Here is a 22,312-nt window from a genome sequence, read left to right on the forward strand (position 1 = left end):
GGCCTACCGATAGAACGCGTTCGGCGGCACGCCAAAATGCTTGCGGAACATTGCGGTGAAGGCGCTCTGGCTGGCATAGCCGGCATCGAGCGCGACGTCGACCACCCGCGCGCCGCGCGCGAGGCGTTCGAGCGCAAACAGCAGGCGGGCCTGCTGACGCCACTCGCCGAACGTCATGCCGGTTTCCCTGGCGAACAGACGATGGATCGTCTTCGACGTCAGCTTCAGCCGGCGCGCCCACTGCTCGGCGGTCGAGGCGTCATCCGGACGGGCCACCAGCGCCGCGCAGATCCGCGCCAGCCTTTCGTCGCGCGGCATCGGCAGATCCAGCGGCAGCACATCGATTTCGCGCAGCTGGTCGAGCAGCACGCGCATCAGGCGCTCGTCGGACGTCGCGGGCGCATAGTCCAGCGGGACGCGCATCGCGGCGACGAACAGTTCGCGCAGCAGCGGCGAGACCGTGAACACGCAGCTGGTCTGCGGCAGGTTGGGGACCGCGTCGGCATCGACGAACACGGTGCGGATCTTGACCGCGCCGCACATCCGGACCTCGTGCGCGAGACCGGCCACCAGCCACACTGCGCGATTGGGCGGCACCACCCAGGTGCCCTCGGCGCAGCGCACGATCATCACGCCTTCGATCGCATAGAGCAGCTGGCCGCGCGGATGCGCATGCCGGCCGGTCGATGTGCCGCTCGGGTAGTCGATCTCCATCGCCGCCATCGGTCGCGCCGTGGCGTGATAATCGAGGTGCCGTGTGATCAGCTCGTCCAACACGTCTTCATCTCGCATGTCCCAATCTCGCTAGGTGCGGTCATTCTAGCGTGAGACGGACTTTGGCGCGACAGGTAGTTGCTGGTGTGTCCTTCACCAATGCGCTGCCGGGTCATGCTCAAGAAGAATGCTGCACTTCTCTATCCCTTCGCTGCCATCGTGCTGTGGGCCGGCAACGTCATCGTCTCGCGTCTCTCGGCCCACACGATCGGTCCGCAGGCGATCACCTTCTATCGCCTGCTGGTCGCGGTGCTGCTGATGTCCCCGTTCGTAGCGCGCGCTGCCTGGCGCAATCGCCGCGCGATCTGGCCGCATCTCGGGCCGCTCGCGATCCTCGGCTTCCTCGCAATGTGCCTGTTCCAGAGCCTGTCGTATCTGGCGGCCGAGACCACGACTGCGACCAACATGGCCGTGTTCACCGCGCTGACGCCACTACTCACGGTCGCGCTCAGCGCCGCGGTGCTCGGCGAGCAGCCGACGCTTGGGATGGTCTGCGGCGCGCCGCTGTCGTTCGCAGGCCTCGTCTATCTCGTCAGCGGCGGCGAATTGTTGTCGCTGTTGCAGAATGGTGTGCATGCGGGTGACGCACTGATGCTGCTTGCCGCGATCGTCTACGCGCTGTACGGCGTGCTCCTGAAGCGCTGGAATTTGCCGATCACCGGATGGCAATCCACCTACATGCAGGCACTGTGCGCGCTGGCCGTGATGTTTCCCGCGTTCCTCGCGACGCCGGCGCCGCTGCGGCAGGTCAACGCCGAAACGCTGCCGCTGATCGTCTACGCCGGCGCGCTGGCCTCGGTGGTGCTGCCGTTCCTGTGGATCCGTGGGGTTGCGCAGCTTGGCCCGAACCGCTGCGCGATCTTCGTGAACCTGTTGCCGGTGCTGACGGCTGCGGCCGCAATCATGATGCTGAGTGAGCCGGTCAGGTCCTTCCACGTCATCGGCGGCGGCCTCGCGCTGCTCGGCGTCGCCTGCGCGCAGGCGTTTCCGCGGCCGCTGAAGGCCGCACACGATCCGCGATGACGTGCGAGTGACGGATTGGCGATCTCGCGGTTTTGATCACATGTGAAAGGCCGGGCCAGAATAGAGCGCCGCGGTCGGCGGTCACTTGTTCGGTGAAACGGAGTGATCGCGATGCGTGTTGCCCTGGTCTTGACGTTGCCTCTTGTGATCCTGTGGAGTGCGGTTGCCGACGCGGCCACTGCGCATCACCGGCGCGTGCGACAACACCTCATCATCCGTCCGAGCGAAGAGGTGGTCGTGCCTGGCGGGTACAGATATCCCGGCTTCGGGCCAATCCCGCCGGGCGAGAACCGCAATCTCGATCCATCCACGCGTGGTAGCGGCTGACCTGGGTCAGCGCCGCGCCTCCATCACTCGATCACGCTGCCTGCCCGAACGACGGCAAGCGGCAGTGCTTCGGAGTGCAGTGAGGAGGCAGGGGCCTGCTTCTCGCGGGCCCTTTGCCTGGCGGGGACGGAGGGGTGGCTCTTCCATCGCACAGGAGGTTGGTCGAAGGATCGAGCTATGCCGCGTCGGTGACCAACTTGTGCTGAGGTCGCTCAGTGACACGCTTTTCGAGCGTGGCGATGGTTTCCTTGAGATTGCCGTAACGCTCAATGAGCGACCTTGCCAAAATTGGATACCTTGGGTTCGATCGGTCATGAATTCCCGCGCGCGCTTCTTCGGTCGCGATGTCGGCTTCGATCTGCTGGCAGGCCAGGACGAGATCGGACAGCATCTTCCTGATCGTCGGCTCTGGTCCGGTGCTTGCGCGAGCTGTCTCAAAACGATGATGCATGTTCATGTGCGTGCTCCGAATGTCCGAGTTCGGTACACCGACAACAGCTGGCGCCGAACTATTCACGGACGCATCGCAAGTTGCCTGCCAGTTGCGGGTCCGTAAGAATACGGCCGGGACGGGTCGGACGCGTGAATGTCACCGGTAGCGACAGTCTGATTGGTCTTGCAGGCTATTCTGGGCGCCAAGCCGGAACGCAAGCGCTTAGCGTGACGCGCTTGTAGTCTCGAGCGGCATTCTGATCTCCAGCTTCTTCCGCAAACCTGACCGCCGCTTCCATGTCCTGAGAGGCAGACGCGCTATCGCAGAACAGGCTGCGAATTTCAGCCCGGTATCGATACGCCCTGTAGTTCATCGGGTTGTATTGAAGCGCCAGGGTGTAGTTGCCTTGCTCCTCCGTGGCGCCTCGGCGCGCGTCGTCCGACTGACTGGTGAAGTTGGTTTGGCGATTGAGCGCCTGGAGCGTTCCGAGCTCGGTGTAACGTTGAGACATCGCGCCGAAACTTGCAGGAAGTGCTTCGGCCGAAGAAGCAGGTTGCTTCGCCGCGGTGTATGCGCGTTCAATTTCGATCTTCTTGTATTTGATGGCGTTGTCGTAGTCCCGCAGGCTTTGGAACGTGCTCGATATTTCGCTGTTGATCGGCGCAATATAGGCGGTCGAGAGCCGTCGATCGCTCAGCAGGTTGAGGCATGCCTGTATCTTTGCCTGCGCAGGCAAGACGTCGCGACATTCCTTGTCGATCACACGCCGCTGGTTCCGCGGATGCACTGTTGGCGGCGTCTGAGCAGCAGGCAGCACAATAGCCAGTGCGAAGTAGATCGCTAACCTGAGACCGCGACTTGGGCCATTCATCTTATTTCTTCGCCCTCAGCCCGATCTCGACCAGCCGGCGGATACCTCGTGCGGGCTTCATTGATTATTTGATGCCAAATAATCAAGCCGAGGGGAAGCTGCGACTTCCACCTCGGCTCTAATCCTCATCCGGCTCCGTGGCCACGCCAGCCGCAACAATCGCCTCAAGCCTTCAAGGCTCGTTGATCGATCGCGCGGCCGCTGACGCATTTCATTGATGGACTCAAAAGTGAGGCCGTTCGTGACTGGGATAGACCGAACGGCCTCAGCCAGCCCGAGGTACCAAAATGGAAGAATGGGCCGGCTGCCGAGCTACGGCGTCGCCGGCCAAATGGTTTCGCCAGCCGATTGACGTCGCGACCATTCGAGGCCGGCTGCTATGAGTGCGCAGGATCGGTCTGACGACAGGTCGTCAAAATGAACGCTGCCCTGCTGCATTGCCAATCGCTGCCAAGCGCAGCGCTCGAGACCGGCCGTGGGCCGGCAACGATCGCCAGCAGCACAACCATGCAAGCCAGCGAAGTTGCGATGACGAGCCTGCCGGCCTTGGATGAGAAGCGCTGCCTGAACCAGGGAGCCAAATCGGCGGATCGGCGAAGCTGGGCGTTACGCAAAACCTGGTCGATATCCTGGAATTGAATGCCACTGTCCTGCTGCATGGCTTTACTCCGGAAATATTCAGGTGATGAAAAACTCAGGGGATGCTGCGCGCGGTTTGTTTCGCGCTCGCTTCAACGCACCGGAAATGGTGTTTCGTTCACGCGGAGGTGACGACCGGTTCGAGCCAAAGGCGGCTTGTGCAGCCGCTCGTGCGCTGAACAGCGATTTTCCAGAAATTTCAATGATGTCAATGAGACTGGCGGAGACGGAGGGATTCGAACCCTCGATAGGCCTTTACAAGCCTATAACGGTTTAGCAAACCGCCGCCTTCAGCCACTCGGCCACGTCTCCAATGGCGCCGATATGCCCGAGAGGGCGCTGAGCCGCAAGCGGCAGATTCAGTTTGCGGCAAGGTGATTTAGTGGCAGCTCCGCCGCAGGGGGCCCCGGAGCGGGCGCTGAGCCTTTATATTGCGCCCCGATTTGGACGCGGCGGCTCGGGTCGATGCAAGAAATACTAAGTATAACAATTGGTTAGGTCGAATTTTAGGCAAGGCCGGCAGCCGCCCCTCGCGAGATTGTTGAAAACCGGCTGCGCCGGCTCATTCCACGCTGGCGCCGCGGCGCAGGTCGGCGTCGATCTGCAATCTGGTGCCCCCGCCGAAGCGGGCTCGGTAGACCTGTAGGTTCTCCATGATCCGCTGGACGTAGTTCCGCGTCTCCGAGAACGGAATCAGCTCGACCCAGTCGACCGCATCGACCTTGGGGTCGCGCGGGTCGCCGTAGCGCTCGATCCACTTCTTCACGCTGCCGCGGCCGGCATTGTAGGCGGCGAAGGTCAGGATGTAGGAGCCGCGATAGTCCTCGAGCAGGCCGCCGAGCTCGGCGGCACCGAGCATCGCGTTGTAGACCGGGTCGGTCTTCATCCGGTTGAGATCGAAGCCGATGCCGGCGCGCTTGCAGACATAGCGTCCGGCGTCCGGCGTCACCTGCATCAGGCCGTAGGCCTGGGCCGGCGACACCACCGCCGGGTTGAACGCGCTCTCCTGGCGCGCAATCGCGTAGACGACGCTCTGCTCGACTTCCGGTCCGACCTGGCGGAACGATGGAATGCCGTTCACCGGGTAGGCGTAGTGATCGAACGGCAGTCCGCGATTGAGCGCGGCCTTGCCCATCAGCAGCATGCCGCGGGCATCGCCGTGGCGGGCGGTGAGTTCGCCGAGGCCGGCCAGCGCTTCCGGATCGCCATTGTCGCCCATGTCGCCGAAGATCGGGATCGCGAGCTCGCGCGCGTCGATTTCGTAGAGCAGCCCGACGGCGCGCACCATTTCCAGCCGGTCGGCGCCACGTCCGCGCGGCGCGCTGTTCAATTCGATCTGCGGCAGGCCGAGCTTGGCGCGCGCGAGCTGGCCGTAATAGCTGGTCGACTGCTCGGCTGCGCGTGCGTAGGCGGCGCGCGCCTCCTGGCCGCGGCCGGCGGCTTCCGCCGCGCGGCCCTGCCAATAGCCGGCACGCGCCAGCGCGGTCGGGTTGGCGCTGCCGACGCCGATCCGCGCGAAATGCTGGGCGGCGAGGGAGGGGTCGTTGAGAAATCGCAGCGCGATCCAGCCCGAGGTGAATTCCTGCTCGGTCTTGTAGATGTCGCGGGCGGGCAGCGCCGCGTCGCGCGCGATCAGATAGGCGGTGCGAAACTCGTTGACGTCGATCATCTTGCGCGCCAGCAGGCGGCGCTCGACCCACCATTCGTCGACGTTGTAGAGCCGCGCGGCGTCCTTCGGCGCGCTCAGCATCAGCCGCGCGGCTTCAGCGAATTTCTCTTCGCGGCGGAGCAACTGGATTTTTGCGAACAGGTAACCGGCGTCGCCGGAGAGTTCGCTCGGCACTGCCTCGAGCAGCGCGCGCAGGTTCGAGCCCTTGCGGTTGGCTGCGATGCGCGCCTTGGCGAGCGCCAGATAGCCGGAGCCGAGCCGTTTGGCCTCGCGAATGCCGGCAGCCTCGTTATCGGTGCCGTAGAGCATCGTGTCCATGCGCGCTTTATGGTCGGCGGCGGTCAGGAACGAGCCGAACATTTCGAGTGCGGCGCTTTCGGTGTCCTCGCTCATCCCGTCATTGCGCCAGGCCTCGCGCACCAGCCGCTCGGCATTGCCGCGGTCGCCGCGTCCGATCATCACCTTGGCGAGCGCGAGCCGGCCCTTGGCCGAGACCGGCGATTCATTCTGGAACCAGGCCCAGACCGCAGAATCGTCGCGATGGTCGTCCCATAGCGATGCCTCGATGCGGCGGCGCAGGAAGGTCTGCGAGGGCCAGCTCGGATTGGCGTCGAGGAAGGCGCGGTAGCGCTCGACCGAGGCGCCATTGTCCTCGCTGCGCAGGATCAGCCATTCAGCAAGCTTGCGCGCGACCGGATCGGAAATCGAGGCCTCGGCTTCGGTTGCGTCCGCCGGCCTGCGCTTGCGCAACAGCTCGACGACGCTTGCAAGCGCCTCCTTGTCCGACTGCGACGTCGACGACGTCGCGGCCACGGCCGCAGGCAGTACCGGCTTGCGCGCGACCGGCGCGGCATGCTGGCGGGTCGCCGGAACCAGCGCGGGGGCGGCGGCGCGGACGGGTGCCGGCTTGTTCGGAAGACTTCCGGTTGCAGCCGGAGAGGCGGGCTTCGACGCAGTGGTCTTCGCAGCAGTGGACTTGGACGTGGTGCGATTTGACGCAGCGTTCTTCGAAGCGTCGGTTTTGGGAGGCGCGGCCTTGGCGCTGTCGGTCTTGGCCGCGCCGGACTTTGAAGAGGTCGTCTTGGCTGCGTCCGTCTTGGCAGCGCTGGTCTTGGTTTCGCTGTTCTTGGTCGCGGTTGGCTTTGAAGCATGCGGCTTCGAAGTACCGGCCTTCGACGCTTCGGTCTTGGAAGCAGCGTTCTTCGAGGCAGCCGTCTTGGAAGCGGTGTCGTGGGCAGCCGACTTTGCGGCTGGAGCATCCTCGGCGGCCCATGCATCGGCCGTGATGGCGGCCAAGCCGACGACGAGCGCGAGGCTCGTCGCCAGCGCCGTCGATCGCAATGTGCCTGCGCGGGCGGAACGGATCACAGAAGTCCTCTGCGGCCCCGAATCATCTGGTCGTTTGGGCCATGGGTTCTTATTTGATTGAAAACGTAGACAAAATACTAAGAAGCCTGCCGGTGCGGCTGTTTGCGCCAGCACAACGGCGAAATCGCGGCTGGAACCGGCTGGGAATAGGTTCGGTACGGCCCTTTCGCCTGTCGGTCAGACCCGATATGAATTGCCTTTCATGGCGTTTCGCATCAACCGGATGCCGGTTGCACGGACGTGAAGCACGACAATAACAAGGGTCCGTCGACCTAGCCTTTAGCCTGAAGCGTTTGGAGGAAGTCCATGGCAGCCAAGACAAAATTCCGGGGATCATTCACTGCCTTGGTGACGCCCTTCAAAAACGGCGCAGTGGATGAGGCGGCGTTCCGCGGCCTCGTGAACTGGCAGATCGCCGAGGGTACGCACGGCTTGGTGCCGGTCGGCACCACAGGCGAGAGCCCGACGCTGAGCCATGACGAGCACAAGCGCGTGGTCGAGTGGTGCATCGAGGAGGCCAAGGGCCGGGTGCCCGTGATCGCCGGCGCCGGCTCGAATTCGACCAAGGAGGCGATCGAGCTCGCCGAGCACGCGGAAAAGGCCGGAGCCAACGCGGTGCTGGTCGTGACGCCGTACTACAACAAGCCGACCCAGGAAGGCATGTACCAGCACTTCAAGGCGATCAACGATGCGATCGGGATTCCGATCATCATCTACAACATCCCGCCGCGCTCGGTGATCGACATGTCGGTCGACACCATGACGCGGCTGTTCGAGCTGAAGAACATCGCCGGCGTCAAGGACGCGACCGCGAGCATGGTGCGGGTGTCGCAGCAGCGCGCTGCGATGGGCGAGGACTTCAATCAGCTGTCGGGCGAGGACGCGACCATCATCGGCTACATGGCGCATGGCGGCCATGGCTGCATCTCGGTGACCTCGAACGTCGCGCCGCGGCTGTGCTCGGAGTTCCAGATCGCCTGGCAGAAGGGCGACGTCACCACGGCGCTGAAGATCCACGACAAGCTGATGCCGCTGCACACCAATCTGTTCATCGAGAGCAATCCGGCGCCGGTGAAGTATGCGATGTCGCTGCTCGGCAAGCTGGACGAGAAGCTGCGCCTGCCGATGGTGCCGGTCTCTGAATCGACCCGCCAGGCTGTCCGCAGCGCCATGGTGCATGCAGGCCTGATCAACTGAGCCAGGCCGGTACCGCCGTGAACAATACCGTGCGCAATGTCGAAGAGAAGGGGATGGGCATGCTGAAGGAATTCCGCGAGTTCGCCATGAAGGGCAATGTCGTCGACCTCGCCGTCGCCGTCATCATCGGTGCAGCCTTCGGCGCGATCGTCACCTCGCTGGTCGGCGACATCATCATGCCGATCATCGGCGCGATCACGGGCGGACTCGATTTCTCCAACTATTTCACCGGGCTTTCCAAGGCCGTCACGGCGACCAACCTGGCCGACGCGAAGAAGCAGGGCGCCGTGCTGGCCTGGGGCAACTTCCTGACGCTGACGCTGAACTTCCTGATCGTCGCCTTCGTGCTGTTCATGGTCATTCGCGTCATGAGCCAGTTCAAGCGCAAGGATGAGGCCAAGCCCGCCGAGCCGCCGAAGCCGTCCGACGAGGTCGTGCTGCTGACGGAAATCCGCGACCTCCTCAAGAAGGGCTAACGTGGCCGACAAGAACGAACGTCCGATCAAGGTTGTCGCTGAAAACCGAAAGGCCCGCTTCAACTACGCCATCGAGGATACGGTCGAGGCCGGCATTTCGCTGACCGGCACCGAGGTGAAGTCGATCCGCAGCGGCAAGAGCACGATTGCGGAATCCTATGCGGATTCCAAGGACGGCGAGATCTGGCTGATCAACGCCAATATCCCGGAATATCTCCAGGCCAACCGCTTCAACCACGAGCCGAAGCGGCCGCGCAAACTCCTGCTGCATCGCAAACAGATCAACAAGCTGCTTGGCGCCGTCGACCGCGAGGGCATGACGCTCATTCCGCTGAAGCTGTACTTCAACGAGCGCGGCCGTGCCAAACTGCTGCTCGCGGTCGCCAAGGGCAAGAAGCTGCACGACAAGCGCGAGTCCGAGAAGAAGCGTGACTGGGGCCGCGAAAAGGGCCGCCTGATGCGAGCGCGGGGCTAAGGCGCGTAGCGAATGGCGAGTGGCGCATAGGGCAGGATATTCGCCACGCACCATTCGCTGGTTCTCGGAGCAAGACATGACTCAACCGAGCCTTACTGACGTCGACTGGAGCAAGATCCCGGCACCCACGGACGATGGTGGTGCCGCGCATCTGACCGGCATGACGATCCCGCCGGTCAGGCTGCGCGCCACCGACGACACCTCGGTGGCGCTGTCGGCGCTCGAGGGCCGCACCGTGGTGTTCGCCTATCCGCGAACCGGCGAGCCCGGCAAGATCGGGCTGGTCGACGATTGGGACATGATCCCGGGGGCCCGCGGCTGTACGCCGCAGACCTGCGCCTTCCGCGACCTGTTCGCCGACCTGAAGGCGGCTGGTGCCGCCCAGGTGTTCGGGCTGTCGACGCAGAGCAATGCGTACCAGACCGAGATGGCGTCGCGCCTGCATCTGCCGTTCCCGGTGCTGTCGGACGAAGCGCTGGAACTGACGCACACGCTGAGATTGCCGACGATGTCGGTGGCGGGCCTGACGCTGATCAAGCGGCTTGCGCTCATCATCGACGATGCGCGCATCACGCACGTGTTCTATCCGGTGTTCCCGCCCGACCGGAACGCCGGCGACGTGCTGGAATGGCTGAAGGACAATCCGCCGAAGGGTTAAGACGCTTTCGCGCGAAGTGGATACCGGTTCGCGAAGTGGATAGCGGGAGAAGGCGCTAGCCGAGCTCCTTCCGCACGGTCGCGAAGACCTTGCGGAACATGTCGGTCGTCAGCACGCCTGTGTTGGTGTTGTAGCGCGAGCAGTGGTAGCTGTCGTAGAGCTTGAATGGGCCCGCGCTATGCACGGCGCCGTGCACGAAGGGCGCGGCAGCCAGACGAATATCCAGCGCCTTCAACGTTGATTCATGGGCGATTCGCCCGAGCAGCACGATCGCGCGCAGCTTCGGCATCGTGGCGATGGTGGCGCGGAGGAATTGCCGGCAGGTGTTGATCTCGGCCGGCAGCGGCTTGTTTTGCGGCGGCACGCAGCGCACCGCGTTGCTGATCCGGCAGTCCACCAGCTTCAAGCCGTCGTCCGGGCGCGCCTGATAGACGCCGCTGGCGAAGCCATATTCGAGCAAGGTCGCGTAGAGCAGGTCGCCGGCGTAATCGCCGGTGAACGGACGGCCGGTGCGGTTGGCGCCTTGCATGCCCGGCGCGAGCCCGACGATCAACAGCCGCGCATTCGGATCGCCAAACGATTCCACCGGCGAGTTGAACCAGTCCGGGTGGAGCGCGCGGGCCTGCGCGCGGAAGTCGGCCAGCCTGACACAGAGCTGACAGTTGCTGTCGGGGCGCGTAGGTGCGGCGACGAGATTACTCGTCGAAATCGTCATCGGCTCCCCGAGGGGCCATGGTGGTCGCACGCTGCAGGAATTGCGGGGAGTGGTGACGCGGTTCGCGCGGGGCCGGACGTTCTGACGGATCGCGGCCAAGCTTGGATTGCAGCTCGACGAGGTCGGTGAAGACGTCGGCCTGGCGGCGCAGCTCGTCGGCGATCATCGGCGGCTGGCTCGCAATGGTGGAGATCACGGTGACCCGAACGCCGCGGCGCTGCACGGCTTCGACCAGCGAGCGGAAGTCGCCGTCGCCGGAAAACAGAATCATCTGGTCGATGTGCTCGGCCAGCTCCATGGCATCGACGGCGAGCTCGATGTCCATATTGCCCTTCACCTTGCGGCGGCCGCTGGCGTCGATGAATTCCTTGGTCGCTTTGGTGACCACGGTGTAGCCGTTGTAGTCGAGCCAATCGATCAGCGGACGGATCGACGAATATTCCTGATCCTCGATGATCGCCGTGTAGTAGAACGCGCGAAGCAGCGTGCCGCGACTCTGGAATTCCTTGAGGAGGCGCTTGTAGTCGATGTCGAAGCCCAGCGTCTTTGCGGTTGCGTAAAGATTGGCTCCGTCGATGAAGAGCGCGATCTTGTTGGAAACAGGTGACGACATCAAAGTGTTCTCGCGTGGTTGTTAGTGTTCTTAGCGCGGCGGTGATCAACCGCGCGTAAATTCCGGCGTTGCTGCCTAAAGTTCTGTGAATCTTTCCCCACGACAGTCACCACCGCAATTATGGTGAGGCGAGGGCAAAAAGCCTAGACCTTTGACATTGCAATGAAGAGATTTACTTGCCTGGGACAGCAACCTAGCCATGTCGTCAGACGCTCCGGCCCTTCTGGCCCCGGCAGAGGGGGTTATCAGAGCCTGTTGGGAAGGCAAATCACAAATTTTACCTTGCGAAACGGGGGCTAGCCCTATAACTAACCCTCATAACCTACATGTTCGGTCCCTTTTACCACGGAGCGCCTCGAGATGGCTCGCGTCACCGTCGAAGATTGCATTGATAAGGTCGACAATCGTTTCGACCTCGTCCTGTTGGCTGCGCATCGTGCCCGGATGATCTCGTCGGGATCGCAACTCACGGTTGATCGCGACAACGATAAGAACCCGGTCGTTTCGCTGCGCGAGATCGCCGATTCGACGATCTCGCCGGAGGACCTGAAAGAGGAACTCGTGCACTCGCTGCAGAAGTTCGTCGAGGTCGACGAGCCCGAGCCGGACACGGTGCCGCTGATCGGTTCCGCCGGTGCCAGCGTCGACGCCGACGACACCGAGGTCGCGGTCGAGCGCATGACCGAGGAAGAGCTGCTGAAGGGCCTCGAGGGCCTGGCGCCCCCGGAAGAGCAGCCCGAGGAAGACGAGTAGGCTCGTCGTTCGGCTCCGCATCTCGGATCAATTTGCCAAAGGCCCGGATATTGCTCCGGGCCTTTGCTTTTGTTGACAATTTCGCTGTTACGGTGCGTCCTATGCGGGCGCGGGAAATTGAATGGTTCCAGGGCCCGCGCGGGGTGCAGCTTCGTTCGAAAGCGCACTAGATTGAGGAAGAAGGGACGTTCCGGTCCCGCGCAAGAGGCAGCGAGTTCATGGCGTATCGACGCCGCAGTTCCATCCAGATGCAGGCTGCAACCGAAACGGTCGCGGTGGCGCCGGCGTCGTCCGCGGCGGAGAGGCCGGCCAAGCCGCGGACCCGCATGATGCGACAATATGACCTCGTCGAGCGCGTCCGGTCCTATAACCCCGACACCAACGAGGACCTGCTCAACCGCGCCTACGTCTACGCCATGAAGGCGCACGGCACGCAGACGCGCGCCTCCGGCGATCCCTATTTCTCGCATCCGCTCGAGGTTGCCGCGATCCTCACCAACCTCAAGCTCGACGACGCCACGATCGTGGCGGCGCTGTTGCACGACACGATCGAGGACACCGAGGCGACGCGGGCCGAGATCGATAACGTGTTCGGCCACGAGATCGGCGCGCTGGTCGAGGGCCTGACCAAGCTGAAGCGGCTGGAGCTGGTGTCGCGCGAGGCCAAGCAGGCCGAGAATTTGCGCAAGCTGCTGCTTGCCATCGCCGACGACGTCCGCGTGCTGCTGATCAAGCTCGCCGACCGCCTGCACAACATGCGCACGCTGGAATTCGTGCCGCCGGCCTCGCGCCGCCGCATCGCCGAGGAAACGCTGGATATCTATGCGCCGCTGGCCGGCCGCATGGGTATGCAGGAGATGCGCGGGGAGCTGGAGGACCTGTCGTTCTTCGTACTCGATCCCGAGGCCTATGCGGTGGTCAAGCAGCGGCTCGATTCACTGGCCGAGCGCAACCGCAACCTGATCGGCGAGATCGAAACCCAGCTCTCCAAGAACCTGCAGAAGAACGGCATCACAGCGCGGGTGTTCGGCCGCCGCAAGCAGCCGTTTTCGATCTGGACCAAGATGGAGCGCAAGTCGGTCGGCTTCGAGCAGCTGTCCGACATCTACGGCTTCCGCGTCATCCTCGACGATGTCGGCGCCTGCTACCGCGCGCTCGGCATTGTCCACACCACCTGGCCGGTCGTGCCGGGCCGCTTCAAGGACTACATCTCGACCCCGAAGCAGAACGACTACCGGTCGATCCACACCACCGTGATCGGACCGGGCAAGCAGCGAGTCGAGTTGCAGATCCGCACCGAGGAGATGAACCAGATCGCCGAGTTCGGCATCGCCGCGCATGCCTTCTACAAGGAGGGGGCGGGCTCGCCGCATGAGCGGCTGAAGCACGAGTCCAACGCCTTCGCCTGGCTGCGCCACACCATCGGCATCCTCTCGGAGAGCTCCAATCCCGAAGAATTCCTTGAGCACACCAAGCTCGAGCTGTTCCACGACCAGGTGTTCTGCTTCACGCCGAAGGGCAAGCTGATCGCGCTGCCGCGCAACGCCAACGTGATCGACTTCGCCTATGCCGTGCACACCGGTGTCGGCAACAGCGCGGTCGGCTGCAAGATCAACGGCAAGTTCGCGCCGCTGTCCTCCGAGCTGCAGAACGGCGACGAGGTCGAGGTGCTGACGTCGAAGGCGCAGTCGGCGCCGCCGTCGGCCTGGGAAGCGCTCGCCCGCACCGGCAAGGCGCGCGCCGCGATCCGGCGTGCCACCCGTGATGCGGTACGCGACCAGTATGCCGGCCTCGGCCGCCGCATCGTCGACCGCCTGTTTGCCCGCGCCAAGATCGAATATGCCGACGACAAGCTGAAGGGCGCCTTGCCGCGGCTCGCGCGCACCTCGATCGAGGACGTGATGGCCTCCGTCGGACGTGGCGAGATCAAGGCCTCAGACGTCGCGCGCGCGATGTATCCCGACTACAAGGAAGAGCGGCTGGTGCGCTATGGCGCCAAGAAGGGGCTCGCCGCCAAGCTGAAGACGCAGACCCCGCCGCATCCGGCGCGCGCCACGTCGGTGATCCCGGTGCGTGGCATCAATTCCGACCTGCCGGTGAAGTTCGCGCCGAACGGCGGCGCCGTGCCGGGCGATCGGATCGTCGGCATCGTCACGGCGGGCGAGGGGATCACGATTTATCCGATCCAGTCACCGGCGCTGAAGGATTTCGAGGAGGAGCCGGAGCGCTGGCTCGACGTGCGCTGGGACATCGACGAGACCATGCCGCAGCGCTTCCCCGCGCGCATCCTGGTCCACAATGTCAACGAGCCGGGCAGCCTCGCCCAGATCGCGACCGTGATCGCCGAGCACGACGGCAATATCGACAATATCCACATGTCGCGCCAATCGCCTGATTTCACGGAGCTGACCATCGATCTTGAGGTCTATGACCTCAAGCATCTCAGCGCTATCATCGCGCAGTTGCGCGCCAAGGCCGTCGTTGCACGGGTCGAACGCGTCAACGGGTAAAGATGCATGCGCGGGGCATAGGCGAGCGGAAGCGACGCCGTTCTTCGGACGCCTATGGCTGCGCATGGCAGGCTAGAATTGCAGGTTAGAGAAATGTCAAAGGCTGCTCCGCTCCGTCTCGGTATCAATGTCGATCACGTCGCGACGCTTCGTAATGCGCGGGGCGGGGCGCGGCCCGATCCGGTGCGGCTGGCGCTTGCCGCGATCGCGGCCGGCGCCGACGGCATCACCGCGCATTTGCGCGAGGATCGCCGTCACATCCGCGACGAGGACATGGCGCGGCTCAAGGCCGAGATATCCAAGCCGCTGAATTTCGAGATGGCGGCGACCGACGACATGCTGCGGATTTCGCTCGCCACCAAGCCGCACGCCGTTTGTCTGGTGCCGGAGCGGCGCCAGGAACTCACCACCGAAGGCGGCCTCGACGTGGTCGGTCAGCACAATGCGCTGGCGCCGTTCATCGCGCGGCTCAATGATGCCGGCATCCGGGTCTCGCTGTTCATCGCCGCCGATCCCAGGCAGATCGAGATGGCCGCGCAGCTGAAGGCGCCGGTGATCGAGATCCACACCGGCGGCTGGTGCGACGCTGTGGTCGACGGTCACAAGGACAAGGCTGAGGCCGAATGGAAGCGCATGGTCGCCGGCGCCAAGCTCGCGCAGGCGGCCGGGCTCGAGGTCCATGCCGGCCACGGGCTCGACTATGAGACCGCGGAGACGATCTCCGCGCTGCCCGAAATCCGCGAGCTCAACATCGGCTATTTCATGATGGGCGAGGCGCTGTTCGTCGGCATCGCCGCCACGGTGCGCGAGATGCGTGCGGCAATGGACCGCGGCCGTGCCAGGGCGCAAGGTGCGGTCAGCGCATGATCATCGGCATCGGCTCCGACCTGATCGACATCACCCGGATTGCGAAGGTGATCGAGCGCCACGGCGAGCGATTCCTCGATCGCATCTTCACCGACGCCGAGCGCGCCAAGGCGATGCGCCGTGCCAACAGCGAAAAGATGGTGGTCGCAACCTACGCCAAGCGGTTCGCCGCGAAGGAAGCTTGCTCCAAGGCACTCGGCACCGGTATCCGGCGCGGGGTGTGGTGGAAGGACATGGGGGTGGTGAACCTGCCGGGAGGGCGGCCGTCGATGCGGCTGACCGGCGGGGCGCTGGCCCGGCTCCAGGAGCTGACACCCGAGGGCATGCAGGCGCAGATCGACCTTTCGATCACGGACGATTGGCCGCTGGCGCAGGCCTTCGTCATAATTTCGGCGGTTGCTCCCGCCAGATGAGCGGGTGGCGCCGGAATTTGCCAGAAAACTTCAGCAAACTAAAAAATCATTGACATTTCAATGAATTGCGAAGTTTTGAGGCGGCGATTGATTGCGCCCCTGCGAACAACCGTCTAAAACGCCGCAGGGTATCGAGCGAGACGCGAATTCCAGGTTCAGGCCGGAATTTGCCCTCAAGATCAGAATCAAGGCCATTTTCCTCACGCGGGGGTCGAACGCTTCGCGTGGAGAGAACGTTCTGCCACCGCGTGGGCATCAGGGGCCTGCGGGAATTGGGAAAGCAATGAGCGCGACCACCGGGACCAAATCTGAGAGCGGCTTGGGCGAGACCATCCGCGTCGTCATCCATGCCCTTCTGATCGCGCTCGTCATCCGCACCTTCCTGTTCCAGCCGTTCAACATCCCCTCGGGTTCGATGAAGGCGACACTGCTGGTCGGCGACTACCTGTTCGTCTCGAAATATTCCTATGGCTACAGCCACTATTCGATCCCGTTCTCGCCGAACATTTTCTCAGGGCGCATCTTCGGCTCGGAGCCGAACCGCGGCGACATCGTCGTGTTCCGCCTGCCGCGGGACGACTCCACCGACTACATCAAGCGCGTCATCGGTCTGCCGGGCGACCGCATCGAGGTTCGGAACGGGCTGCTCTACATCAACGATGAGCCGATCAAGCGCGAGCGGCTGAGCGATTTCGTCGGCGAGGATCCCTGCGGCTCGGCGGACGCGACCGCCCGGGTCAAGCGCTGGAAGGAAACGCTGCCGAACGGCGTCAGCTATGAGTCGCTCGACTGCACCGACAACAGCTACATGGACAACACCATCGTCTACACCGTTCCGCCCGGGCATTTCTTCATGATGGGCGACAACCGCGACAACTCCACCGACAGCCGCTTCCTGTCGCAGGTCGGCTACGTGCCGTTCGAGAACATCATCGGGCGGGCCCAGATGATCTTCTTCTCGATCGCCGAGGGCGAGCAGGCCTGGATGATCTGGCGCTGGCCGTTCGCCGTGCGGTGGAATCGCCTATTCACCATCGTGCGATGAACGACGATACCGCAGCCATCAACGATCAAGCGCCGACCGGCGAGCCGAGCCAAACGCCTGCCGCCGAAAGCACGGCCGCGCCGAAGAAGCGCCGCAGCAAGGCTGCCAAGGCGGCTGAAGAGAAGGCCGCGATCGCCGGCACCGAGGCGCGTATCGGGTATACGTTCTCGGATGCCGCGCTGCTGACCACCGCGTTCACCCACGTCTCTGCGCTGAAGCCCGCCACCCGCAACCGCGCCGACAGCTACCAGCGGCTGGAATTCCTCGGCGACCACGTGCTCGGGCTGATTGTGTCCGACATGCTGTTCCGGGCGTTCCCGAAGGCCGATGAGGGCGAATTGTCGAAGCGGCTCGCCGATCTCGTGCGCAAGGAAAGCTGCGCCGATGTCGCCAAGTCGCTCGGGTTGCTCGAGGACATCAAGCTCGGCATGGTGAAGGCGGTCGAGGGCGCACGGCTTCGCAAGTCCGTGCTCGGCGATATCTGCGAAGCGGTGATCGGGGCGATCTTTCTCGACGGCGGCTACGAGGCCGCGCGCCAGTTCGTCGAGCGCAACTGGACCGAGCGGATGCACAAACTGCGCCGGCCGCTGCGCGATCCCAAGACCGTTTTGCAGGAATGGGCGCAAGGCAAGGGATTGCCGACGCCGGTCTATCGCGAGGTCGAACGCACCGGCCCGCACCACGATCCACAATTCCGCGTTGCGGTTGACCTGCCGGGCCTGGCCTCCGCCGAGGGCCTCGGGGGCAACAAGCGCGCGGCCGAGAAAGCAGCAGCATCCGCGATGATCGAGCGTGAAGGCGTCGGCACCAATGACTGACGAAGCCAAAGGGCAGGGAGACGCGACGCGCTGCGGCTTCGTCGCGCTGATCGGTGCGCCCAATGTCGGCAAGTCGACGCTGGTCAACGCGCTGGTGGGCTCCAAGGTCACCATCGTTTCGCGCAAGGTTCAGACCACGCGCGCGCTGATCCGCGGCATCGTGATCGAGGGTAACGCGCAGATCATCCTGGTCGACACGCCCGGGATCTTCGCGCCGCGGCGTCGGCTCGACCGCGCCATGGTGTCGACTGCCTGGAGCGGCGCCCACGACGCCGATCTCGTCTGTGTGCTGCTCGATGCGAAGTCGGGCATCGACGAGGAGGCCAATGCGATCCTGGCCAAGCTCGAGACCGTTGCGCATCCGAAGATCCTGGTGCTGAACAAGGTCGACCTCGTGCAGCGCGAGAAGCTGCTGGCGCTGGCGCAGGCCGCCAACGAGCGGATGCGCTTCGAGCACACATTCATGATCTCGGCGCTGTCGGGCGATGGCGTTGACGACCTGCGCGGGGCGCTGGCCAAGCTGGTGCCCGCGGGACCGTTCCTCTATCCCGAGGACCAGATGTCGGATGCGCCGATGCGGCATCTGGCGGCCGAGATCACCCGCGAGAAGATCTACAGCCATCTGCATCAGGAATTGCCGTATCAGTCGACAGTCGAGACCGACAGCTGGACCGACCGCAAGGACAAGTCGATCCGCATCGAGCAGACGATCTTTGTCGAGCGCGAGAGCCAGCGCAAGATCGTGCTCGGCAAGGGCGGCGCCACCATCAAGTCGATCGGCGCGCAGGCGCGTGCCGAGATCGCCGAGATCATGGGCGTGCCCGTGCACCTGTTCCTGTTCGTCAAGGTACGCGAGAACTGGGGCGACGATCCCGACCGTTACAAGGAAATGGGACTGGATTTCCCCAAGGAATAGAGCCGGCGCTTGAACGTGCCCAGAGCAATGAGCGTGCCCAAAGCAATGAACGTGCCCAGGAATGTGCTGTGGTTTGAGGTGCTGCTCTATCTGTCGCTGACGCTCGACGCGTTGTCGGTGGCGTTCCAGGACCGCACGTCGACCGACGTGAGGACCGATCAGATGATCACCGGCGAGACGCTGACCGCCGGCTGCATGATCCTGCTGCTGGTGTATTTCGTCCGGCTGGCCGCGCAGCACCGCAAGAACTGGCCGCGCTGGGCGCTGGCCGCGATGCTGGTGCTGTCGGTGATCTCGCTGGTGCAGGTGATCGGCGAAAAAGGCCTGGAGCTCGACAGCGCCATCGAGGTGGTGTCCTGCATCCTGACCGCGGCCGGGCTGTATTACTCCTTCACCGGCGACGCGCAGGGCTGGTTCAACGCGTAGGATTTGTCGGGTGGGTTAGCCCAACGGGTCCGCGCCAGCGCGGCCCGATGACAGGCTCCGGCGTAACCCACCGCTGTAACTTCCTGGCGATATCGGCGGATTACGCTACGCTAATCCGCCCTACATGATACTTTTGCAACCATGGAATGGACCGACGAAGGCATCGTGCTGGGCGTGCGGCGGCATGGCGAATCCTCCGCCATTGTCGAGCTCTTGACGCGCGAGCATGGCCGTCATCTCGGCCTGGTGCGCGGCGGCGCCAGTTCGCGGATGCGGCCGCTGCTGCAGCCCGGCAACAGCGTCACTGCGGTGTGGCGGGCGCGGCTCGACGAGCATCTCGGCATGTACGCGCTGGAAGGCACGCGGCTGCGGGCGGCGACGCTGCTCGCCGCGTCGCACGCGGTCTATGGCGTGACGCATCTGGCGGCGCTGGCGCGGCTATTGCCGGAGCGCGATCCGCATCAAGACATCTACGAGATGCTGCAGGGAACGCTCGACGATTTCGAGGACAGGGGCGTTGCCGCGGTGCACGTGATCCGGTTTGAGCTCGCCATGCTGACCGAGCTCGGCTTCGGGCTCGACCTCGACAACTGCGCGGCCAGCGGAGAGACCACCGACCTGATCTACGTGTCGCCGAAATCCGGCGGTGCCGTGTCCCGCGCCGCCGGCGAGCCGTGGCGCGACCGCCTGTTGCCGCTGCCGGCGTTCCTGCGCGAAGGCGAGAGCGGCGCCAACAGCTGGTCGGAGCAGGACCTGCGCGACGGTTTCCAGATCACCGGCCTGTTCCTGCTCCGCCACGTGCTGGAGCCCCGTGGCCAGGGCCATTCCGACGCCCGCGACGGGTTTATCAACGCCGTGACCAGGCCGCGGAGCCGAACAGCGGTTCCGTAAGGCCGATTCGGGCCCTAAATTCCCGGTGATTCGCGGCTTGCCCGATTCACTGCCAAGGTTTAACGCCTCCCCATGGGAAAACGACAGACCCCGCCGGAAAAGCCGGCCGAAATTCACGAGGTGCCGCTGCGTGATGCGCTCGAGGAGCGCTATCTCGCCTACGCGCTCTCGACCATCATGCATCGTGCGCTGCCGGATGCCCGCGACGGGCTGAAGCCGGTGCACCGCCGCATCCTCTACGGCATGGATTTGCTTGGGCTCGACCCGCGCGCGGCATTCAAGAAGTCCGCCAAGATCGTCGGCGACGTGATGGGCTCGTTCCATCCGCACGGCGACCAGGCGATCTATGACGCCATGGTGCGCCTCGCGCAGGATTTCTCCTCGCGCTACCCGCTGGTCGACGGCCAGGGCAACTTCGGCAATATCGACGGCGATAACGCGGCCGCCTACCGCTACACCGAAGCGCGCATGACCGAAGTCGCGCGGCTCCTGCTCGACGGCATCGACGAGGACGGCGTCGAGTTCCGCCTCAATTACGACGGCCAGTCGAAGGAGCCGGTGGTGCTGCCGGGCGGGTTCCCGAACCTGCTCGCCAACGGCGCGCAAGGCATCGCAGTCGGCATGGCGACGTCGATCCCGCCGCACAACGCCGCCGAACTCTGCGATGCCGCGCTGCATCTGATCGAGAAGCCCGACGCCAAGTCGAAGGCGTTGCTGAAGTGGGTCAAGGGCCCGGATTTCCCAACCGGCGGCATTGTCGTCGATTCCAAGGAAGCGATCATCGAGGCCTACACCACGGGGCGCGGCTCGTTCCGCACCCGCGCGCGCTGGACCCAGGAGGAGGGCGCACGGGGCACCTGGGTGATCGTCGTCACCGAGATTCCGTGGCTGGTGCAGAAGTCGCGGATCGTCGAGAAGATCGCCGAACTCATCAACGAGAAGAAGCTGCCGCTGGTTGCCGACGTCCGCGACGAGTCGGCCGAGGACGTTCGCCTCGTGATCGAGCCGAAGTCCCGCACCGTCGATCCGGCGCTGATGATGGAATCGCTGTTCCGGCTGACCGAGCTGGAAAGCAAGATCTCGCTGAACCTGAACGTGCTGATCAAGGGCCGCATCCCGAAGGTAGTCGGCCTTGCCGAGTGCCTGCGCGAATGGCTCGACCATCTGCGCGACGTGCTGGTCCGCCGTTCCAACTTCCGCAAGACGCAGATCGAGCACCGCCTGGAAGTGCTGGGCGGTCACCTCGTCGCCTATCTGAACCTCGACAAGGTGATCAAGATCATCCGCACCGAGGACGAGCCGAAGCCGGTCTTGATGAAGACCTTCAACCTCACCGACGTCCAGGCCGATGCCATCCTCAACATGCGCCTGCGCAATTTGCGCCGCCTGGAGGAGATGGAGATCCGCACCGAGGACAAGGATCTGCGCAAGGAGCTGAAGGGCATCGAGGGCCTGCTCGGCTCCGAGACCGAGCAATGGGCCAAGGTCAGTGATCAGGTCCGCAAGGTCCGCGATATCTTCGGGCCGAAGACGCCGCTCGGCAAGCGCCGCACCACCTTCGCCGATGCGCCCGAGCATGACCTCGCCGCGATCGAGGAAGCGCTGGTCGAGCGCGAGCCCTGCACCGTCGTGATCTCCGAGAAGGGCTGGGTGCGGACGCTGAAGGGCCACGTCGAGGATCTCTCGGGGCTTGCCTTCAAGACCGACGACAAGCTCGAGCACTCGTTCTTTGCCGAGACCACCTCGAAGCTGTTGCTGTTCGCCACCAACGGCAAGTTCTACTCGCTCGACGTCGCCAAGCTGCCGGGCGGCCGCGGCCATGGCGAGCCGATCCGCATGTTCATCGACCTCGAGCAGGACGCTGCGATCATCTCGCTGTTCGTCAACAAGGGCGAGCGCAAGTTCCTGATCGCGAGCAGCGAGGGACAAGGCTTCGTCGTCAAGGAAGAGGACTGCGTCGGCAACACCCGCAAGGGCAAGCAGGTGCTCAACGTCGAGATGCCGAACGAGGCCCGTGCCATCACGACCGTGAACGGCGACACCGTTGCGGTGATCGGCACCAACCACAAGATGGTGCTGTTCGGTCTCGACCAGGTGCCGGAGATGGCGCGCGGCCGCGGCGTTCGGCTGCAGAAATACAGCAGCTCGGAGCTGTCCGATGTTGCGGTGTTCGACTCCAAGGCCGGCCTGACCTGGAAGGATTCCGCCGGCCGTGAGCACAGCATGACCTTGAAGGAACTGGCCGACTGGCGCGGCAACCGCGCCGATGCCGGCCGGCTCGCCCATGGCCTGCCGAAGTCGAACAAGTTCAATCGCGGCGTGGAGTAGTTGCGCAGGGCGGGTTAGGCGCAAGCCGTAACCCGCCGTTCGACAGCCGCGGTGTGATAGTATCCACATTTCACCGCGCTATAACCGTCGCCGACGATATCGGGCGA

General features: G+C 64.1%; 22 protein-coding genes and 1 tRNA gene. 16 read left to right on the forward strand and 7 right to left on the reverse strand.

Annotated elements, in window-relative coordinates; translation table 11 throughout:
• Positions 1-3 precede the first annotated feature (3 nt).
• Complete coding sequence (locus tag Q0030_RS16670; RefSeq protein ID WP_298369050.1) at positions 4-792, reverse strand: helix-turn-helix transcriptional regulator; 789 nt, start codon at positions 790-792, stop codon at positions 4-6.
• A gap of 96 nt (positions 793-888) precedes the next feature.
• Here Q0030_RS16670 and Q0030_RS16675 point away from each other — a divergent pair, with 96 nt between their 5' ends.
• On the forward strand, positions 889-1,797 hold the full coding sequence (locus tag Q0030_RS16675) for a DMT family transporter (protein ID WP_298369053.1): 909 nt from the start codon (positions 889-891) through the stop codon (positions 1,795-1,797).
• Positions 1,798-2,299: 502 nt separating this feature from the next.
• On the opposite strand, the gene Q0030_RS16680 is transcribed toward Q0030_RS16675, so the two are convergent.
• Positions 2,300-2,581: a hypothetical protein gene (locus Q0030_RS16680; RefSeq protein WP_298369055.1), complete on the reverse strand. Its 282-nt coding sequence runs from the start codon at positions 2,579-2,581 to the stop codon at positions 2,300-2,302.
• Between the two features lie 166 nt (positions 2,582-2,747).
• Entirely contained in the window at positions 2,748-3,320 is a 573-nt protein-coding gene (locus Q0030_RS16685) for a hypothetical protein (RefSeq protein ID WP_298369058.1), read from the reverse strand.
• Between the two features lie 525 nt (positions 3,321-3,845).
• Between Q0030_RS16685 and Q0030_RS16690 the strand changes: the two genes are divergently transcribed.
• Positions 3,846-4,067 carry a hypothetical protein gene (locus tag Q0030_RS16690; RefSeq protein WP_298369060.1) on the forward strand — a complete coding sequence of 74 codons (222 nt, stop codon included), beginning with the start codon at positions 3,846-3,848 and terminating at the stop codon, positions 4,065-4,067.
• Between the two features lie 218 nt (positions 4,068-4,285).
• On the opposite strand, the gene Q0030_RS16695 is transcribed toward Q0030_RS16690, so the two are convergent.
• A tRNA-Ser gene (locus Q0030_RS16695) sits at positions 4,286-4,379 on the reverse strand.
• 250 nt (positions 4,380-4,629) lie between these two features.
• Positions 4,630-7,104: a transglycosylase SLT domain-containing protein gene (locus Q0030_RS16700; RefSeq protein ID WP_298369062.1), complete on the reverse strand. Its 2,475-nt coding sequence runs from the start codon at positions 7,102-7,104 to the stop codon at positions 4,630-4,632.
• 306 nt (positions 7,105-7,410) lie between these two features.
• On the opposite strand from Q0030_RS16700, the gene dapA reads away from it, so the two are divergent.
• From dapA to Q0030_RS16720, 4 genes are all read left to right on the forward strand, one after another.
• Entirely contained in the window at positions 7,411-8,301 is an 891-nt protein-coding gene (gene dapA / locus Q0030_RS16705; RefSeq protein WP_298369064.1) for a 4-hydroxy-tetrahydrodipicolinate synthase, read from the forward strand.
• 59 nt (positions 8,302-8,360) lie between these two features.
• A complete protein-coding gene (gene mscL / locus Q0030_RS16710) occupies positions 8,361-8,777 on the forward strand; it encodes a large conductance mechanosensitive channel protein MscL (RefSeq protein WP_298369545.1) in 417 nt (138 codons plus the stop codon).
• A 1-nt stretch (position 8,778) separates the two neighbouring features.
• Positions 8,779-9,252 carry an SsrA-binding protein SmpB gene (smpB, locus tag Q0030_RS16715; RefSeq protein WP_097673428.1) on the forward strand — a complete coding sequence of 158 codons (474 nt, stop codon included), beginning with the start codon at positions 8,779-8,781 and terminating at the stop codon, positions 9,250-9,252.
• A gap of 76 nt (positions 9,253-9,328) precedes the next feature.
• Positions 9,329-9,910, forward strand: a complete 582-nt coding sequence (locus tag Q0030_RS16720) for a peroxiredoxin (protein WP_298369070.1) — start codon at positions 9,329-9,331, stop codon at positions 9,908-9,910.
• Between the two features lie 55 nt (positions 9,911-9,965).
• Here Q0030_RS16720 and Q0030_RS16725 read toward each other — a convergent pair whose 3' ends face one another.
• Together Q0030_RS16725 and Q0030_RS16730 are read right to left on the reverse strand one after the other, a co-directional pair.
• The gene (locus tag Q0030_RS16725; protein ID WP_298369072.1) at positions 9,966-10,625 is read right to left on the reverse strand and encodes a uracil-DNA glycosylase; all 660 of its coding nucleotides are present in this window, start codon (positions 10,623-10,625) and stop codon (positions 9,966-9,968) included.
• On the reverse strand, positions 10,606-11,238 hold the full coding sequence (locus tag Q0030_RS16730) for an NYN domain-containing protein (RefSeq protein WP_016844002.1): 633 nt from the start codon (positions 11,236-11,238) through the stop codon (positions 10,606-10,608). The genes Q0030_RS16725 and Q0030_RS16730 overlap by 20 nt, the downstream gene beginning before the upstream one ends.
• Positions 11,239-11,598: 360 nt before the next feature.
• Between Q0030_RS16730 and rpoZ the strand changes: the two genes are divergently transcribed.
• The 10 genes from rpoZ to parC all read left to right on the forward strand — a co-directional run bounded on the left by rpoZ (position 11,599) and on the right by parC (position 22,205).
• A complete protein-coding gene (gene rpoZ, locus Q0030_RS16735; protein WP_016844003.1) occupies positions 11,599-11,991 on the forward strand; it encodes a DNA-directed RNA polymerase subunit omega in 393 nt (130 codons plus the stop codon).
• Between the two features lie 218 nt (positions 11,992-12,209).
• The gene (locus Q0030_RS16740) at positions 12,210-14,501 is read left to right on the forward strand and encodes a bifunctional (p)ppGpp synthetase/guanosine-3',5'-bis(diphosphate) 3'-pyrophosphohydrolase (protein ID WP_298369077.1); all 2,292 of its coding nucleotides are present in this window, start codon (positions 12,210-12,212) and stop codon (positions 14,499-14,501) included.
• Between the two features lie 93 nt (positions 14,502-14,594).
• A complete protein-coding gene (locus Q0030_RS16745; protein ID WP_298369079.1) occupies positions 14,595-15,368 on the forward strand; it encodes a pyridoxine 5'-phosphate synthase in 774 nt (257 codons plus the stop codon).
• Positions 15,365-15,781, forward strand: coding sequence for a holo-ACP synthase (acpS, locus tag Q0030_RS16750; RefSeq protein WP_298369081.1), 417 nt, complete (start codon positions 15,365-15,367; stop codon positions 15,779-15,781). The genes Q0030_RS16745 and acpS overlap by 4 nt, the downstream gene beginning before the upstream one ends.
• A 283-nt stretch (positions 15,782-16,064) precedes the next feature.
• The gene (gene lepB, locus Q0030_RS16755) at positions 16,065-16,826 is read left to right on the forward strand and encodes a signal peptidase I (RefSeq protein ID WP_298369083.1); all 762 of its coding nucleotides are present in this window, start codon (positions 16,065-16,067) and stop codon (positions 16,824-16,826) included.
• Positions 16,823-17,644 (forward strand): ribonuclease III, encoded by an 822-nt coding sequence (gene rnc / locus Q0030_RS16760; RefSeq protein ID WP_050422613.1) that lies wholly within the window; start codon positions 16,823-16,825, stop codon positions 17,642-17,644. Before lepB ends, rnc begins: the two co-directional genes overlap by 4 nt.
• Positions 17,637-18,560 carry a GTPase Era gene (gene era / locus Q0030_RS16765; RefSeq protein WP_298369090.1) on the forward strand — a complete coding sequence of 308 codons (924 nt, stop codon included), beginning with the start codon at positions 17,637-17,639 and terminating at the stop codon, positions 18,558-18,560. Before rnc ends, era begins: the two co-directional genes overlap by 8 nt.
• A gap of 45 nt (positions 18,561-18,605) precedes the next feature.
• Positions 18,606-18,986, forward strand: a complete 381-nt coding sequence (locus tag Q0030_RS16770) for a hypothetical protein (protein ID WP_298369548.1) — start codon at positions 18,606-18,608, stop codon at positions 18,984-18,986.
• Positions 18,987-19,127: 141 nt separating this feature from the next.
• Positions 19,128-19,877 carry a DNA repair protein RecO gene (gene recO, locus Q0030_RS16775; protein WP_298369092.1) on the forward strand — a complete coding sequence of 250 codons (750 nt, stop codon included), beginning with the start codon at positions 19,128-19,130 and terminating at the stop codon, positions 19,875-19,877.
• A 72-nt stretch (positions 19,878-19,949) separates the two neighbouring features.
• The gene (gene parC, locus Q0030_RS16780; protein WP_298369095.1) at positions 19,950-22,205 is read left to right on the forward strand and encodes a DNA topoisomerase IV subunit A; all 2,256 of its coding nucleotides are present in this window, start codon (positions 19,950-19,952) and stop codon (positions 22,203-22,205) included.
• Positions 22,206-22,312 lie beyond the last annotated feature (107 nt).

Origin of the sequence: uncultured Bradyrhizobium sp., assembly GCF_947648125.1 — a bacterium.
Lineage (GTDB): Bacteria > Pseudomonadota > Alphaproteobacteria > Rhizobiales > Xanthobacteraceae > Bradyrhizobium.